The sequence below is a fragment of the Jannaschia sp. R86511 genome, from assembly GCF_042466345.1.
Lineage (GTDB): Bacteria > Actinomycetota > Actinomycetes > Actinomycetales > JBBAYJ01 > Aquipuribacter.
Genome location: NZ_JAXHCD010000001.1, coordinates 1,482,147 through 1,497,522, shown reverse-complemented (window position 1 = coordinate 1,497,522; position 15,376 = coordinate 1,482,147). Strand labels below are relative to the sequence as shown.

Annotated in this window: 12 protein-coding genes and 1 pseudogene; 4 read left to right on the top strand and 9 right to left on the bottom strand. The window is 72.0% G+C overall.

Annotated features, from left to right (window positions below; genetic code table 11):
- Nucleotides 1-25: 25 nt before the first annotated feature.
- From typA to SJY06_RS07225, 3 genes and pseudogenes are all read right to left on the bottom strand, one after another.
- Nucleotides 26-1,972: a translational GTPase TypA gene (gene typA / locus SJY06_RS07235; protein WP_380166091.1), complete on the bottom strand. Its 1,947-nt coding sequence runs from the start codon at nucleotides 1,970-1,972 to the stop codon at nucleotides 26-28.
- Between the two features lie 149 nt (nucleotides 1,973-2,121).
- Nucleotides 2,122-2,385 (bottom strand): annotated as a pseudogene (locus tag SJY06_RS07230) (NUDIX domain-containing protein); the annotation flags it as partial.
- 68 nt (nucleotides 2,386-2,453) lie between these two features.
- Entirely contained in the window at nucleotides 2,454-4,217 is a 1,764-nt protein-coding gene (locus tag SJY06_RS07225; RefSeq protein ID WP_380166089.1) for a BCCT family transporter, read from the bottom strand.
- A gap of 161 nt (nucleotides 4,218-4,378) precedes the next feature.
- Between SJY06_RS07225 and SJY06_RS07220 the strand changes: the two genes are divergently transcribed.
- Both SJY06_RS07220 and SJY06_RS07215 read left to right on the top strand, forming a co-directional pair.
- A complete protein-coding gene (locus tag SJY06_RS07220; protein ID WP_380166087.1) occupies nucleotides 4,379-5,083 on the top strand; it encodes a 4a-hydroxytetrahydrobiopterin dehydratase in 705 nt (234 codons plus the stop codon).
- The gene (locus SJY06_RS07215) at nucleotides 5,080-5,790 is read left to right on the top strand and encodes a VIT family protein (RefSeq protein WP_380166085.1); all 711 of its coding nucleotides are present in this window, start codon (nucleotides 5,080-5,082) and stop codon (nucleotides 5,788-5,790) included. The genes SJY06_RS07220 and SJY06_RS07215 overlap by 4 nt, the downstream gene beginning before the upstream one ends.
- 38 nt (nucleotides 5,791-5,828) lie before the next feature.
- On the opposite strand, the gene SJY06_RS07210 is transcribed toward SJY06_RS07215, so the two are convergent.
- The 5 genes from SJY06_RS07210 to SJY06_RS07190 form a co-directional block, all read right to left on the bottom strand.
- Nucleotides 5,829-6,794 (bottom strand): ABC transporter ATP-binding protein, encoded by a 966-nt coding sequence (locus SJY06_RS07210; RefSeq protein WP_380169682.1) that lies wholly within the window; start codon nucleotides 6,792-6,794, stop codon nucleotides 5,829-5,831.
- An 86-nt stretch (nucleotides 6,795-6,880) separates the two neighbouring features.
- Nucleotides 6,881-8,053 carry an ABC transporter ATP-binding protein gene (locus SJY06_RS07205; protein WP_380166083.1) on the bottom strand — a complete coding sequence of 391 codons (1,173 nt, stop codon included), beginning with the start codon at nucleotides 8,051-8,053 and terminating at the stop codon, nucleotides 6,881-6,883.
- Nucleotides 8,050-9,033 (bottom strand): ABC transporter permease, encoded by a 984-nt coding sequence (locus SJY06_RS07200; protein ID WP_380166081.1) that lies wholly within the window; start codon nucleotides 9,031-9,033, stop codon nucleotides 8,050-8,052. Before SJY06_RS07200 ends, SJY06_RS07205 begins: the two co-directional genes overlap by 4 nt.
- A 46-nt stretch (nucleotides 9,034-9,079) precedes the next feature.
- Entirely contained in the window at nucleotides 9,080-10,606 is a 1,527-nt protein-coding gene (locus SJY06_RS07195) for an ABC transporter permease (protein ID WP_380166079.1), read from the bottom strand.
- A 257-nt stretch (nucleotides 10,607-10,863) separates the two neighbouring features.
- On the bottom strand, nucleotides 10,864-11,868 hold the full coding sequence (locus SJY06_RS07190) for an ABC transporter substrate-binding protein (protein ID WP_380166077.1): 1,005 nt from the start codon (nucleotides 11,866-11,868) through the stop codon (nucleotides 10,864-10,866).
- Between SJY06_RS07190 and SJY06_RS07185 the strand changes: the two genes are divergently transcribed.
- Nucleotides 11,849-12,838 carry a hypothetical protein gene (locus SJY06_RS07185; RefSeq protein ID WP_380166075.1) on the top strand — a complete coding sequence of 330 codons (990 nt, stop codon included), beginning with the start codon at nucleotides 11,849-11,851 and terminating at the stop codon, nucleotides 12,836-12,838. The two genes, SJY06_RS07190 and SJY06_RS07185, sit on opposite strands and share 20 nt — an antisense overlap.
- On the opposite strand, the gene ychF is transcribed toward SJY06_RS07185, so the two are convergent.
- Nucleotides 12,790-13,887 (bottom strand): redox-regulated ATPase YchF, encoded by a 1,098-nt coding sequence (gene ychF, locus SJY06_RS07180; protein WP_380166073.1) that lies wholly within the window; start codon nucleotides 13,885-13,887, stop codon nucleotides 12,790-12,792. The genes SJY06_RS07185 and ychF overlap by 49 nt on opposite strands.
- 95 nt (nucleotides 13,888-13,982) lie before the next feature.
- Here ychF and SJY06_RS07175 point away from each other — a divergent pair, with 95 nt between their 5' ends.
- The gene (locus tag SJY06_RS07175; RefSeq protein ID WP_380166071.1) at nucleotides 13,983-15,218 is read left to right on the top strand and encodes a DNA recombination protein RmuC; all 1,236 of its coding nucleotides are present in this window, start codon (nucleotides 13,983-13,985) and stop codon (nucleotides 15,216-15,218) included.
- Nucleotides 15,219-15,376 lie beyond the last annotated feature (158 nt).

The following is a 15,376-nucleotide window of genomic DNA, read 5'->3' as shown; positions in this document are numbered from 1 at the left end:
CCAGTGTGCCGCCCCGGCCGTGACGTCAGACCTTCTTGTTCTTGCCCTTGGCCCGGCCGCGCTCGGTGGCGTCGAGGATGACCTTGCGCAGCCGGATCGCCTCGGGGGTGATCTCGACGCACTCGTCGTCACGCACGAACTCCAGCGCCTGCTCCAGGCTCATCAGCCGCGGCGGCACCAGGCGCTCGAACTCCTCGGAGCTGGCCGCCCGCATGTTGGTGAGCTTCTTCTCCTTGGTGATGTTGACGTCCATGTCGTCGGTGCGGGCGTTCTCACCGATGATCATGCCCTCGTACACCTCGGTGGCGGGCGCGACGAACATCGAGCCCCGCTCCTGCAGGTTGACCATCGCGAAGCTGGTGGCCACGCCCGTGCGGTCGGCGACGAGCGAGCCGTTCTGCCGGGTCACGATCTCCCCGGCCCACGGGCCGTAGGAGTCGAAGACGTGGTGGGCGATGCCCGTGCCGCGGGTGTCGGTGAGGAACTGGGTCCGGAAGCCGATCAGGCCGCGGGCGGGGACCTTGAACTCCATCCGCACCCAGCCGGTGCCGTGGTTGCTCATCTGCTCCATCCGACCCTTGCGGGCGGCCAACAGCTGCGTCACGGCGCCCAGGTACTCCTCGGGCACGTCGATGGTCATCTGCTCGAACGGCTCGTGCACCTTGCCGTCGACCTCGCGGACGACGACCTGCGGCTTGCCGACCGTCAGCTCGTAGCCCTCGCGGCGCATCTGCTCGACCAGCACGGCCAGCGCGAGCTCACCACGGCCCTGGACCTCCCACGCGTCGGGACGCTCGGTGGGCAGGATGCGGAGCGAGACGTTGCCGACGAGCTCCTTGTCGAGGCGGTCCTTGACCAGGCGGGCGGTGACCTTGGACCCGCGGACCCGACCGGTCAGCGGCGAGGTGTTGGTGCCGATGGTCATCGAGATGGCCGGCTCGTCGACCGTGATCAGCGGCAGCGGCTCGGGGTTCTCGGGGTCGGCCAGGGTCTCGCCGATCATGATGTCGGCGATCCCGGCGATGGCGATCAGGTCGCCGGCGCCGGCGCTGGCGACCGGCACGCGCTCCAGCGCCTCGGTCATCAGCAGCTCGGACACCTTGACCTTCTGGAACGAGCCGTCGGTGCGGCACCAGGTGACGGTGTCGTTCTTGTTGATGGTGCCCGAGCGGACCCGGCACATGGCGATCCGGCCCAGGAACGGGGAGGCGTCCAGGTTGGTGACGTGCGCCTGCAGCGGCTGGTCGCGGGTGTCCAGCGGGGCGGGGATGTGCCGCAGCAGGGTGTCGAACAGCGGCTCGAGGGTGTCGCCGTCGATCGGGGTCCGGTCCTCGGGCCGCGTCGTGGACGCCTTGCCGTCGCGGGCGACCGCGTAGACGACGGGGATCTCCAGCAGGGACTCCTCGTCCACTCCGGTGCCGTCGGCCACGTCGAGGATCAGGTCGAAGGTCTCGTTCATGACCTCCTCGATGCGCGAGTCGGGCCGGTCGACCTTGTTGACGACCACGACGATCGGCAGGTGCGCCTGCAGGGCCTTGCGCAGCACGAAACGGGTCTGGGGCAGCGGACCCTCGGACGCGTCGACCAGCAGCACGACGCCGTCGACCATCGACAGGCCGCGCTCGACCTCGCCGCCGAAGTCGGCGTGGCCCGGGGTGTCGATGATGTTGATCGTCACGCCGTCGGGGGCGCCGTGGAGCGCCGCAGCCGGCCCGGTGTACCGGACGGCCGTGTTCTTGGCGAGGATCGTGATCCCCTTCTCGCGCTCCAGGTCGCCGGAGTCCATGACGCGCTCGCGCACGCTGTCGTTCTCGGCCTGGTGGGCGGTGAAGGACCCCGACTGCCACAGCATGGCGTCGACGAGGGTGGTCTTGCCGTGGTCGACGTGGGCGACGATCGCGACGTTCCGGATGTCGTTGCGCAGGTCGGAGCCGGCCGTGGGGGTCCCTGGAGCGGGGGAAGCAGTGGTCACGGGGTACCAGTGTGCCGCAGAGAAAGGCCCATCAGGTCCGCGAGGGCCCCGACGGCGGCGGCGTCGGCCGGCAGCCAGGCCACGTCGAGCAGCGTCGAGGCCTCCAGCCAGCGCACCCGGTCGTGGTCCTGGCGCGGCTCGGGCAGGTCCGGCGGGAGCAGCCCGGCCGGCCGGGCCAGCCACAGCCGCAGCCCCAGCGTGGCCCCCAGCGGCCACACCGGGCCGTGGTCCGGGTCCTCGACGGCGACGCCGTCCGGCTCGACCTCCCGGCCCAGCTCGACCCGCAGCCCGAGCTCCTCGTCCAGCTCGCGGTGCAGGGCCTGCTCGGGGGTCTCCCCCGGCTCGACCTTGCCGCCCGGGAACTCCCAGAACCCGGCCAGCTGGGCCGGGGCGCTGCGCCGGGCGGCCAGCAGCCAGGCCGGGGCGTCGAGGTCGTCCACCAGGGCCGCGCCGACGACCAGCCGGCGCGGCTCCGGGGAGGTCACGTGCCGGCGGGCCGCTGGTCGTCCGGGACGCCGCCGTCGGGCAGCACCGGCTCGGCCTGGTCGACCGGCCGCTGCTCGTCGGTGTGGAAGGTCGTCAGCTGCAGGTCGGAGGCGATCTGGTTGGTCAGCCGCCGCTGCCGCCGGCTGCGACGCTCCCGGTCGACCTCGGCCCACTCGCCCTTGAACGCCCGCAACGTCGCGACCATCATCATGATCATCACGAACGAGAACGGCAGGGCGATGATCACCGCCATGGTCTGCAGCGCGGTCAGCGCGCCCTCCTGGGCGCCGGACAACGTGCCCACCGTCAGCAGGGCCGCGGCCACCAGGCCCTCCAGGACGGCCCAGAACACCCGGCTCCACACCGGCGGGTTGGTGTTGCCGCCCGAGGCGAGCATGTCGATGACGAGCGAGCCGGAGTCGGAGGACGTGACGAAGAACGTGACGATCAGCAGCAGCGCGACCACCGACACGATCGAGCCGAGCGGGAGCCCGTCGAGCATGAGGAACAGGGAGGTGTTCGTGTCCACGCCGCCGTCGGCGTCGATCAGGCCACCGGCGCCGAAGAGCTCGCGGTGCAGCGCCGTGCCGCCCAGCACGGAGAACCACAGGAACGTGATGAGCGTGGGGACCGCCAGGACCCCGACGACGAACTCGCGCACGGTCCGGCCCCGCGAGATGCGGGCGATGAAGACACCGACGAACGGCGCCCAGGACATCCACCAGCCCCAGTAGAACGTGGTCCACGAGGCCTGCCAGGCCTGGCCGTCCTCGCCCTGCAGCGACGAGGTGTCGAAGGTGAGCCGCAGCACGTCGGTGGCGTAGGCGCCGAGGCTGGTGACGAACTCCCGCAGCAGGAACAGGGTGGGCCCGGCCAGCAGCACGAACAGCAGCACGAGGCCGGCGAGCACCATGTTGACGTTGGACAGGATGCGGATGCCCTTGGCCAGGCCCGTCACGACCGACAGCACGGCCAGACCGGTGATGAGCGCGATGAGCACGTTCTGCCAGACCAGCCCCTCGGCCGGCAGGCCGACGAAGCCGAGGCCGGCCGACAGCTGCAGCACACCCAGGCCCAGCGACGTGGCCACGCCGAACAGGGTGCCGACCACGGCGATGACGTCGACCGCGTCACCCAGCGGCCCGCGGGCGACGCGCTCGCCGACGAGCGGCTCGATGGCCCAGCGGATGGAGACGGGCCGGCCGCGGCGGTGGACGGCGTAGGCGATCGCCAGGCCGACGACGACGTAGATGGCCCACGCGTGTATGCCCCAGTGCAGGTACGTGGTGGTCAGGGCCTGCATCGCGGCCTGGGGCTCGGTGCCCTCGAACCCCGGGCGAGGGGCGGCGAAGTGGTTGAGCGGCTCGGCGACCCCCCAGAAGACCAGGCCGATGCCCATGCCCGCGCTGAACAGCATGGCGAACCAGGACCGCAGCCCGAACTCCGGCTCCTCGTCGTCGCGCCCCAGCCGCAGGTCGCCGTAGCGGCTGAAGGCCACGTACGCCGCGAAAGCCACGAACGCCGCGATCAGCAGCACGTAGTACCAGCCGAAGGCGCCGATGACGGCCCCCTGCACGGCCCCGATGACCTCGCCGGTCCCCCCGGGCAGCAGCACGGCGGCCAGGACGAAGGTGAGGATGACCGCGGCGGCGGGCCAGAACACCCGGGGGGCGATGGCGCTGCCCCGCGAGGCCTCCTCGACGGTGGTGGGCACGGGGTGGCCGTGCCCCTTCTCGGACGGGGCGGGCGGTGCGGACATGACAGGCTCCTCCGTCGCCCAGGGCGACGTGATGGCGGGCAGGGGGCTCCACCACCATCCCGCTGATCGGCCCGGTTCTCAACCTCGGCGCCTGGCAGGCAGTTCCCGGCCGGGACCTGCGTCCCGGTCCGGTGTCGGCCCCGGCGCGTACCGTGACCTGCATGTCCACCCCTCCTGCCACCCCCCGTCCGGGACCCCGTCGGCTCGGCCACAGCGAGGCCGTCGACCAGCTCGCCGACCTGCCCGGCTGGGAGCTCGTCTCGGGCGCCCTGCACGCGCGCTACGACTGCCCGGACGTGCCGGCGGCCGTGCGGCTGGTGAGCGAGGCGTTCGACGCGGCCGAGCAGATGGACCACCACCCCGACACCGACCTGCGCTGGAAGCGGGTCCGGTTCGCGCTGTCCACGCACTCCGTCGGCGGCGTCACCCAGCTGGACGTCGAGCTGGCCCACCGGCTCACCGCCGCGGCCGCCGCCGTGGGGGCCACCGGGCTGCCCGCGGCCGCGCAGGCCGTGGAGCTGGGCATCGACACCGCTGACCACCACCGGATCAGCCCGTTCTGGCAGGCGGCGCTGGGCTACCAGCCGGACCCCGAGGACGACGAGACGCTGCTGGACCCGCACGGCCGCGGTCCGGCGCTGTGGTTCCAGCTCACCGACACCCCGGGCGCCCCGGCGGGACGGCGCAACCGGCTGCACCTCGACGTGACCGTGGGCACGCTCGCCGAGGCCGACGAGCGCGGCGCGGCCATCCAGGCCGCCGGTGGCCGGCTGCTGGCTGACGACCGCGCCCCCGCGTTCCGGGTCTACGCCGACGCCGACGGCAACGAGGTGTGCGTGTGCACCGGGTTCGGGCGGGAGGGATGAGCGCCGAGGTGCACCCCGAGGAGACGACGCTGGCCGAGGTCAGCGCCAAGATGAACTGGCTGCGGGCCGGGGTGCTGGGCGCCAACGACGGCATCGTGTCGACCGCCGGCCTGGTGGTCGGCGTGGCCGGCGCCACGACCGACACCACCTCGCTCCTGGTGGCCGGCGTCGCGGGCCTGGTCGCCGGCGCGCTGTCCATGGCGGGCGGGGAGTACGTGTCGGTCAGCACCCAGCGCGACAGCGAGCGCGCGCTGCTGGCCAAGGAGGCCCGCGAGCTGGTCGAGACCCCCGACGAGGAGCTGGCCGAACTGGCCGGCTTCTACCGCGACCGCGGCCTGTCCGACGCCACGGCCCAGCAGGTCGCCGAGGAGCTGACCGCCCACGACGCGCTGCGCGCCCACGCGGAGATCGAGCTCGGCATCGACGGCGACAGCCTGGTCAACCCGTGGCACGCGGCCTGGGCGTCGCTGATGTCGTTCACCCTCGGCGCGCTGCTGCCGCTGCTGGCCATCGTGCTGCCGCCGGCCGGGGTGCGCCTGCCCGTCACCGTGCTGGCCGTGGTCGCGGCGCTGTCGGTGACCGGGTTCGTCAGCGCCCGCCTCGGCGGGGCCACCCCGTGGCCCGCCGTCGCCCGCAACGTCGGCGTCGGCGTGCTGGCCATGGGCCTGACCTTCGGCGTGGGCACCCTGGTGGGCGGCGCGCTGTAGCCGCACCCCCTGGCAGGGCGCCCGGAGCAGGGCCCGGCTCAGAAGCCGGTCGGGCCCTCCTCCGGGAAGTGGCAGGCCACCAGGTGCCCCGGGGCGGTGCTGCGCTCCACCAGCGCCGGCGTCTCGGAGGCGCAGATGTCCTGCGCCTTCCAGCACCGGGTGCGGAACCGGCAGCCGCTGGGCGGGTTGAGCGGGCTGGGCACGTCGCCGGTCAGGGTGATGCGCTCGCGGTGCCGCTCCTTGACCGGGTCCGCGACGGGCGCCGCCGACAGCAGCGCCCGGGTGTACGGGTGCCGGCCGGAGGCGTACAGGTCGTCGCGCGAGGCGACCTCGACGATGCGGCCCAGGTACATCACGGCCACCCGGTCGCTGATGTGCCGGACGATCGACAGGTCGTGCGCGATGAAGAGGTAGCCCAGGTTCATCCGCTGCTGCAGGTCCTCCAGCAGGTTGATGACCCCGGCCTGGACCGACACGTCCAGCGCCGACACCGGCTCGTCGAGCACCAGCATCTTGGGCTCCAGGGCCAGCGCGCGGGCGATGCCGATGCGCTGGCGCTGGCCGCCGCTGAACTCGTGCGGGAACCGGTTGCCGTGCTCGGGGTTGAGCCCCACCAGCTGCAGCAGCTCGGCCACCCGCTCCTTGCCCTGCTTGCCCTTCCACTGCTTGTGGATCTTGAGCGGCTCGGACACCAGGTCGTTGACGGGCAGCTTGGGGTTGAGCGAGGCGTACGGGTCCTGGAAGACGATCTGCAGGTCGCGCCGGAACGGCCGGAGCCGCCGGGGCGACATCTCGGTGAGCTCCTGGCCCTGGAACCGGACCGAGCCGGACGTCGGCTTGTGCAGCTGGAGCACGGCGCGACCGGTCGTGGACTTGCCGCAGCCGGACTCGCCGACCACGCCCAGGGTCTCGCCGGCGTCGACGCTGAACGACACGCCGCTGACGGCCTGCACCTGCCCGACCGTGCGCCGGACCAGGCCACCGCCCCGGACGGGGAAGTTCATGACGAGGTCCTCGACCTCGAGCAGGTGACCGGACCCGGGACCGGGGCCGGCCGCGGCGCGCGCGTCGCCGGTGGTGGTGTCGGTGCTCATGGCGTCGTCCCTCCGACGGCGGCCGGGTCCACCCGGAACATCGACGTCGCGTCCTCGTAGCCGGCCACGTCCTGCCAGCGGTGGCACGCGGCCGAGTGGCCGCGTCGGTCGGTCTCGGTCAGCGGCGGCTCGCTGGTCGCGCACTGCGCCACCGCGATGGGGCAGCGGGGCCGGAACGGGCAGCCGCTGGGCAGGCTGATCAGCGACGGCGGCGTGCCCTGGATCGGCCGAAGCCGCTCCCCGATCAGGTCGGTCGTCGGCATCGAGCCCAGCAGGCCGGCGGTGTACGGCATCCGCGGCTCGGTGAAGATCTCGTCCACGCCCGCGGTCTCGACCGGCTTGCCCGCGTACATCACGAGCACCCGGTCGGCCACGCTGGCGATGACGCCCAGGTCGTGGGTGATGAACACGATGGCCGCGTCCACGGCGTCCTTGACGTCCAGCAGCGTGTCGAGGATCTGCGCCTGCACCGTCACGTCCAGCGCCGTGGTCGGCTCGTCGGCGAAGATGACGTCCGGGCGGTTGATGACGGCCATCGCGATCATCGCGCGCTGCCGCATGCCGCCGGAGAACTCGTGCGGGTAGGACCGCAGCCGGGTCTTGGCCTGGGGGATGCCGACCAGGTCGAGCATCTCGGTGGCCCGGACCAGGGCGGAGGACTGCGAGATGTGCTCGTGGCTGCGGACGGCCTCGGCCAGCTGGTTGCCGATGGTCAGCACCGGGTTCATCGCCGTCATCGGGTCCTGGAAGATCATCCCGATCTTGCGCCCGCGCAGGCCGCGCTGCTGCTCGGGACGCATCGTGAGCACGTCGTCGCCGCGGAACACGATGCGGCCCGACACCCTGGCGCTGCGGGGCAGCAGGCCCATCACGGCCATGCTGGACACGGACTTGCCGGAGCCGGACTCGCCCACGATGCCGAGCACCTCGCGCGGGTGCAGGGTGTAGCTGACCCCGCGGACGGCGTTGACGACGCCGTCGTCGGTCGGGAACCGGACCGTCAGGTCCTCCACCCGCAGGATCTCCGCCGACGGGTCGGCGCGCTCGGCGTCGCCCGGGTCGGTGATGCTGCCGGCCGGGCCGACGTGGTGGACGCGCCCGGACTGGTGGGCCGGGCCCGTGGGGTCGGAGCTCGAGGCGCTCATGCCGCTGCCCTCCTGCCCGCTCATCCGCGGACCTTGTTCTGGCGCGGGTCGAACGCGTCGCGCAGCCCGTCGCCGATGAAGTTGATGCTCAGAGCGATCCCGATGATGAACAGGCCGGGGAACCAGAACAGCCACGGCCGGGTGGCGAAGGCCTGCTGGTAGTCGCTGATCAGCAGGCCCAGGCTGGTGTCGGGGCGCTGCACGCCGAAGCCCAGGTAGCTCAGGGCCGTCTCCAGCAGGATCGCCAGGGCGATGGTGAGCGTCGCGCTCACGATGATGGTCGAGATGGTGTTGGGCAGGATGTGCCGGACGATGATGCGGGCGGGGCTGGCCCCCATGGCCCGGGCCGCCTCGACGAACTCGCGCTCCTTGACCGACAGCACCTCCCCCCGGATCAGCCGGGCCAGGCTGGTCCAGACCACCACCCCGAGGAACAGCCCCAGGGCGGTGGCGGTGCCGTTGGTGCCGCTGGCCACCACGGCCGCGAGCACCAGCAGGGGGATGGCGATGATGACGTCGACCAGCCGCATGAGGACCGTCTCGGTGACACCGCCGAAGTAGCCCGCGACCGCGCCGACCAGCGTGCCCATCACGGTGGAGACCAGCCCCACGAGCAGCGCGATCTGCAGCGAGCGCTGCGTGCCCTGCATGGTCTGGGCGAAGTAGTCCCGCCCGATGGTGTCCTGGCCGAACGGGTTCTCGCCGATGGCGAAGCCGTCCCCGTCGACGAACGCGGGCAGCACGTCCAGCGTCGGCCGACCGCCGTCGATGACGGGCCCGGTGGTGGTGAAGGTCTTGTCCCACCAGCCGGGGAACGGGCCGGCGCCGATGCTGGTGATGGCCAGCAGGGTGATGCCGAGGAACACGATGAGGCCGGCCATGGCCCCGCGGTGGCGGATGAAGCGGCGGAAGACGAGCTGGCCCTGGGTGCGCGCCTTGATGCTGCTGAACTCGGCGTCGCTGTCGTCCGGCTCGGTGGTCGGCGTCACGGTCGGTGCGCTCATCGGGGCTCCAGGGCTGCTCGGGGGTCGTCGGTGGGCCGGAGGACCGTCATGACAGCCTGATCCTGGGGTCGAGGTAGGCGTAGAGGATGTCGGCCAGCAGGTTGAAGATGACGACCAGCACGGCGGTCACGAGGAAGAAGCCCATGACGGGGTTCGGGTCGACGTTGTTGAGGCCGTTGCGGAACAGCGCGCCCATGCCGGACCAGCCGAAGACGGTCTCGGTGATGACCGCGCCGCCGATGACGGCGCCGAAGTCGATGGCCATGTAGGTGGTCACCGGGATCAGCGCGTTGCGGAAGGCGTGACGGACCGTGACGGTGCGCTCCGTCAGGCCCTTCGCCCGCGCGGTGCGGACGTAGTCCATGTTGAGCACCTCGAGCATGGACGCGCGGGTGTAGCGGACGTAGGTGGCGAACGAGATGAGGATCAGCGCCAGCGTCGGCAGCACCAGGGCCGTCGTCTGGTCGAGGAAGACCTCCCAGAACGTGCCCGAGAAGTTGGGCGTCCCGGAGCCGATGGTGGCGATGACGCGCCCCGCGACCCGGTCGCTGTAGGACGAGAAGGCCGCCAGGACGTAGTCGGTGAACACCGTCATGCCCGCCAGCAGGCCGGACAGCACCGCCGCGCGCATGGCCTGGGGCCGGTCGAGGCCGCCGAGCAGGTACCCCGCGACCAGGCCGGCCAGCACGATGCCCAGCGTGCACAGCAGGATGATGAGCCAGGTCGGGTTCTCCAGCACCGGTGCGAGGACCATGCTGCCCACCAGGGCGGCGGCGACCGTGGCCAGCGAGGCGTAGAGCACGCGCCGGTTGCGCAGCCCCGAGACCAGGAACGTGATGCCGACGGCCCAGGCCAGGCTGATGACGACCACCAGCACGGGGCCGAGGGCCGGCCGGGCGAACCACTCGACGGCGTCCAGGTAGATCAGCGTGGCGGCCGTGGCCGCCGCTGCGACCCCGGCCGTGATGAGCCGTCTGCGTCTGTTGCCGCCCAGGGCCGCCTGCCAGACCACGGCGGCGAGCAGGGTGAGGCCGACGATGACGGCGACCGGGATCCCGGGGTCCGCGAGCCAGTCGTTGAGCCGGATGGCGCCGAACTCCTTGAGCAGCACCGCCACCCAGAAGATCGGCAGCGAGAAGAAGAGGAAGGCCAGGAAGGTCACGGCGTAGTCGAAGCCCGTGTACTGGCGAAGCGCCGACACGATGCCGACGGTGACCCCGAGGATGACGGCGAGGATGGTGGCCGCCGTGACCAGGCGGAGCGTGGACGCCATCGCCTGCCCCAGCAGCTCGGTGACGTCCTGCTGGGCGATGGTCTGCCCCAGGTCGCAGGCCCCGACCAGGCAGCCGGCGGCCCCGGTCAACCAGCCGAGGTAGCGCTGCAGCAGCGGCTGGTCGAGGTTGAGCAGCGCGATGCGGCCCTCGATCGCGGCGTCCTGCTGCGCCTGGTCGCTGATGCCGTACAGCTCCTCCAGCGGGTCGCCGGCGTTGGCCATCAGCACGTACACGACGAACGTCGCCGCCAGCAGCGTGAAGAACGAGATGATGACCCGACGTGCGATGAAGACGCCCACCGCAGACCTCCTGAGACTCCTGGTCGTGCCGTGCCGCTGCGGCCGCGGTGGCGGTCGGGGGCGGTCGGACGACGTGTGCGACACGGTAGCCACATCGTTGTGACCGTCTTGTTTCGTACCTGGCGCGAGATGAGCGTACGGGCCCTCTGCGGCCCCCGGTGCGCTCCCGGTCCCGGACACGGAGACGGGGCCCCACCCGCGGGCGGAGCCCCGTCTCGTGTCGTACCGGACTACCGGCTGCTAGCGCAGCCCGGCGGTCACTGGGCCGTGCGGACCCACTCGTTGGCGTTCCAGGTCAGACCGGCCTGCGAGGGGTTGTACTCCACGCCCTGCGCGTCGGCCGCCGTCGCCACCACACCCGGGAACGCGAAGCCCGGGATGGTCGCCAGGTCCTCCCACAGGATGGTCTCGATGTCGATGACCAGCTGCGTCTGCGCGTCGGTGTCGGTCTCCGCGTTCAGCTGGGCGATCAGCTCGTCGACCTCGGGGTTGGAGTAGTTGCCGTTGTTGTTGCCCCCGTCCGTCTGGAAGGTCGAGGACGAGCCCGACTTGAGGGCCGAGCCGGCCCAGGCGAACTGCGCGACGTCGAACGCGCCGGTGGCCAGCTCGCCCTCGGCCTCGAAGAAGTCCTCGTTGCCGATGTCCTGCACGTCGAAGCCGGCGCCGTTGGGGCCGCACGCCTCGACGATCAGGGCCGCCTCCTGGGCACGACGCGGGTTCGCGTTGTGGCCCAGGCGCAGCTCGGTGCCCTCGGCGCCGTTCTCGGCCAGGATCGCGGCCGCGGCCTCGATGTCCTGCTCCGACTGGTCCGCGTAGGAGGCCTCGACGACCTCCTGGTACTGCGGCTCGAACGGGAAGACGAAGCGCGCGTTGAGCACCTCGGCCTCGGGGTTCAGCGGGGCGATCAGGCTGTCGATCATCTGCTGGCGCGGGATGCAGAGGGCGAACGCCTCACGCAGCGCCGGGTCCGCGAACGGCCCGTCGAAGTTGAAGTCCCAGTGCTCGTAGGTGAACTGGTCCTGCGGCTCGAAGCTGATGCTGTCGCCGATGGCCTCGAGCTGCGCGAGCAGGTCGGGGCTGGGCTGCGGGTCCATGGCCTGGATCTCGCCGTTCTGCAGCGCCTGCGCCTGGGCGTCCTGGCCGATGAACCGGGTCACGACGGTGTCGCTGGCGGGCGGGGTGCCCCACCACATGGGGTTGGCCACGTAGGTGATGGACTGCCCGGCCTCCCAGGACTCGACCATGTACGGGCCGGCCGACAAACCGATCTCGCTGTTCCACTCGCCGGGGTTGAAGTTGAACCCGGTGTTCCAGAAACTCGGCCGCGCCGGACAGGGCCTCGGCGTCGCCGGCGTCGACGGCGGCGATGATGTCCTCGACGCCACCGTTCTGCTCGACGATGTGGGCCGGCATGAACTGGCCGAACTGCGCGGCGTAGTCACCGAACGGGGTGTTGTACTCCACGACGAAGGTCGTGTCGCCGTCCTCGCACTGCGGGCGGTCGTGGTTCTCGTAGCCGGTCGTGCCGGGGTTGGAGAACGCCTCGAACTGGCCGGAGTGCGCGGCCCAGAACAGCACGGCGTCGTCGCAGTCGATGGGCTCGCCGTCGGACCACACGGCCCCCTCGGCGAAGGTGTACTCGACCGTGAGCGGGTCCTCCGAGGTGACCTCGTAGGTGCCGAACTCCTCGTTGGGGACGACGGCGCCGTCCCCGCCCTGGAAGTACCAGAAGCCGGGCAGGACCTGGTTCAGCGCGACGGCGTTGGCCGAGGCGTTGGTCTCGGCGGTGTTCGAGTTGTAGGAGAACAGCTCCTGCTCGTAGCCGTAGGTGAAGGTGGCGCCGCTGCCCGCGGGGGCCTCGCTGGCCTCGGTCTCGACGGGCTCCGCGCCGACCGTGGCGCCGTCGTCGGGGTCGTCTCCGGACGTCGCGCACGCGGCGAGCACGAGAGCGGAGCCGGTGAGCAGAGCGACGTACTTCGCGCTCTTCCGGGTGTTGATCACTGGGGATCCTCCATCAGGGTTCGTCGCTGCGCGGCGGTGGCCATGGCAGCGGTTGACCGACGAAACATGCCGCAGACCGGACACCCGTCGCAAGAACAGCGCGCCGTGCGTTACCGAGATGCAACCGTTGTGCGCCCGCGGCCGTTACCGCCGGGTAGCGCCCGGAGCGCACCCGCGGGGTGTCACACGTTGAAGCGGAACTCCACGACGTCGCCGTCGACCATGACGTAGTCCTTGCCCTCGATCCGGGCCTTGCCCTTCGCCTTCGCCTCGGCCATGGACCCGGCCTGGACCAGGTCGTCGAAGCTGACCACCTCGGCCTTGATGAAGCCCCGCTGGAAGTCCGTGTGGATCACGCCGGCCGCCTCGGGCGCCGTGGCGCCCTGCCGGATGGTCCAGGCCCGTGACTCCTTCGGCCCCGCCGTCAGGTAGGTCTGCAGACCGAGCGTGGCGAAACCGACCCGGGCCAGCTGGTGCAGGCCGGGCTCGTCCTGGCCGGACTCGGCCAGCAGCTCGGCCGCGTCGGCCTCGTCCAGCCCCGCCAGCTCGGACTCCAGCTGCGCGTCGAGGAAGATCGCCTCCGCGGGGGCGACCAGGGCCGCCAGCCGCTCCCGGGTCGCGGTGGCCTCCGGGGTGTCGCCCAGGGCGTCGGCGTCGACGTTGAACACGTAGATGAACGGCTTGGTGGTGAGCAGGCCGAGCTCGCGCAGGTCGGCGGCGTCGAGCTGCTTGCGCGCCACGGCCACCGACAGCGGGGTCCCCTCGGCCAGCACGGCCTCCGCGGCCCGCGCGGCGTCCAGGACCGCCGGCTCGACCTTCTTGCCGCGGACCTCCTTCTCCAGGCGCGGGATCGCGTTCTCCACCGTCTGCAGGTCGGCCAGCACCAGCTCGGTGTTGATGGTCTCGATGTCCTCGCCCGGGTCGACCTTGCCGTCGACGTGGACCACGTCGTCGTCGACAAAAGCCCGGATCACCTGGCAGACGGCGTCGGCCTCGCGGATGTTGGCCAGGAACTTGTTGCCCAGCCCCTGCCCCTCGCTCGCGCCGCGGACGATGCCCGCGATGTCGACGAACGACACCACCGCCGGCACGATCTTCTCGCTGCCGAACACCTCCGCCAGGACCTTCAGCCTGGGGTCGGGCAGCGGGACCACGCCGACGTTGGGCTCGATGGTCGCGAACGGGTAGTTCGCCGCGAGCACGTCGTTGGCGGTCAAGGCGTTGAAGAGGGTGGACTTGCCCACGTTCGGCAGGCCGACGATCCCGATAGTGAGTGCCACGGTCGCAGGAGTCTACGGGCCCGGTCGTGGTCGCCCGACGCGCGCGCCTGACCGGTTGTGTCCCGGGCCGGTCGCATCCTGCTCGTGTGGACCCCGTGACCTCAGCCCTCCCCGTCCCCTCCGGTGCACCGCCGGCCTGGCTGCTGGTGGCCCTGGTGGCCGGCCTGCTCGTCGGTCTGCTGCTGGGCACCGGGCTGGGCGCGGCGCTGGGGCGGTCCCGGGCCGCGGCGCTGCGGGCGGGCGTCACGGCCGAGCGGGACCTGCTCGCGGCCCGGGTGGAGTCCCTCGAGACCGCCCTGGAGGACCGGGCCTCGCAGGAGCAGACCCTGGCCCCGCTCAGCTCGACGCTGGCGCGGGTCGAGCGGCAGGTCGCCGTGCTGGAGCGCGACCGGGTGGCGCAGTACGCGGGCCTGCGCGAGCAGCTGTCCGGGCTGGCGCTGACCAACGAGGCGCTGCGGACGCAGACGGCGGCGCTGGCGGGCGCGCTGCGCTCCCCCAACGCCCGCGGGTCCTGGGGCGAGGTGCAGCTGCGCCGGGTGGTCGAGCACGCGGGGATGCTGGAGCGGGTCGACTTCACCGAGCAGGCGACCGGCACGTCGCGCTCAGGAGCCACCGTCCGCCCCGACCTGGTGGTCCACCTGCCCGGGGGCAAGCACGTCGTGGTGGACGCCAAGGCCCCGCTGTCCGCGTTCCTGGAGCAGCGCTACGACGACCACGCCAAGGCGGTGCGCGGCCACGTCGACGCCCTGGCGGGCAAGCAGTACTGGACGGCGTTCACCGACTCCCCCGAGATCGTCGTGTGCTTCGTGCCGGGCGAGGCGTTCCTGGCCGCGGCCTGCCAGGCCGACCCCTCGCTGCTGGAGGCCGCCATGGCCAAGCGGGTCGTGCTCGCCACGCCCACCACGCTGCTGGCCCTGCTGCGCACGGTGGCGCTGACCTGGCAGCAGGACGCCCTGGCCGGCTCGGCCCGGCAGCTGTTCGACGTCGGCCGCGAGCTGCACGCCCGGCTGGGCACGCTCGGCGGGCACACCGGCAAGCTGGGCCGCGACCTGCAGCGCACGGTGGAGGGTTACAACGCCCTGGTCTCCTCGTTGGAGTCGCGGGTCCTGGTCACGGCGCGGCGGATGCGTGACCTCGGCGTGGTCGACGACGACCTCGCGGTCGTGGCCCCGCTGGAGGTGTCGCCGCGCCCGCTCACCGCCCCCGAGCTGATCGACGACGTGCTGGGTGGACCTGGTCCGGACGACGACGGCCACGACGGGCTGCTCGACCTGCTGCAGGAGGACGCGGCGCCGCAGCGCCGAAGTCGGGACGACCGCCGGACCGGCTAGCGATCCGTGCTCACCCGGTGTCGGTTGGTGCGAGGCCGAGGGTGGGGTTGTGTCCGGGGTGGGGTCGACGATGTGTCTCACGTTGATCGAAGGGCGTGGTTCGAGGGGCTTGGAGGGGATCGGATGGACGTCGTCGCCGCAACCTCGGCACCGGCCGA

Bases quoted from the DNA above. Each gene is read 5' to 3' on its own strand.
- SJY06_RS07225 (WP_380166089.1), bottom strand. From the start codon at position 4,217: ATGTCCGCACCGCCCGCCCCGTCCGAGAAGGGGCACGGCCACCCCGTG.
- SJY06_RS07220 (WP_380166087.1), top strand. From the start codon at position 4,379: ATGTCCACCCCTCCTGCCACCCCCCGTCCGGGACCCCGTCGGCTCGGC.
- SJY06_RS07215 (WP_380166085.1), top strand. From the start codon at position 5,080: ATGAGCGCCGAGGTGCACCCCGAGGAGACGACGCTGGCCGAGGTCAGC.
- SJY06_RS07210 (WP_380169682.1), bottom strand. From the start codon at position 6,794: ATGAACTTCCCCGTCCGGGGCGGTGGCCTGGTCCGGCGCACGGTCGGG.
- SJY06_RS07205 (WP_380166083.1), bottom strand. From the start codon at position 8,053: ATGAGCGGGCAGGAGGGCAGCGGCATGAGCGCCTCGAGCTCCGACCCC.
- SJY06_RS07200 (WP_380166081.1), bottom strand. From the start codon at position 9,033: ATGAGCGCACCGACCGTGACGCCGACCACCGAGCCGGACGACAGCGAC.
- SJY06_RS07185 (WP_380166075.1), top strand. From the start codon at position 11,849: ATGTACGGGCCGGCCGACAAACCGATCTCGCTGTTCCACTCGCCGGGG.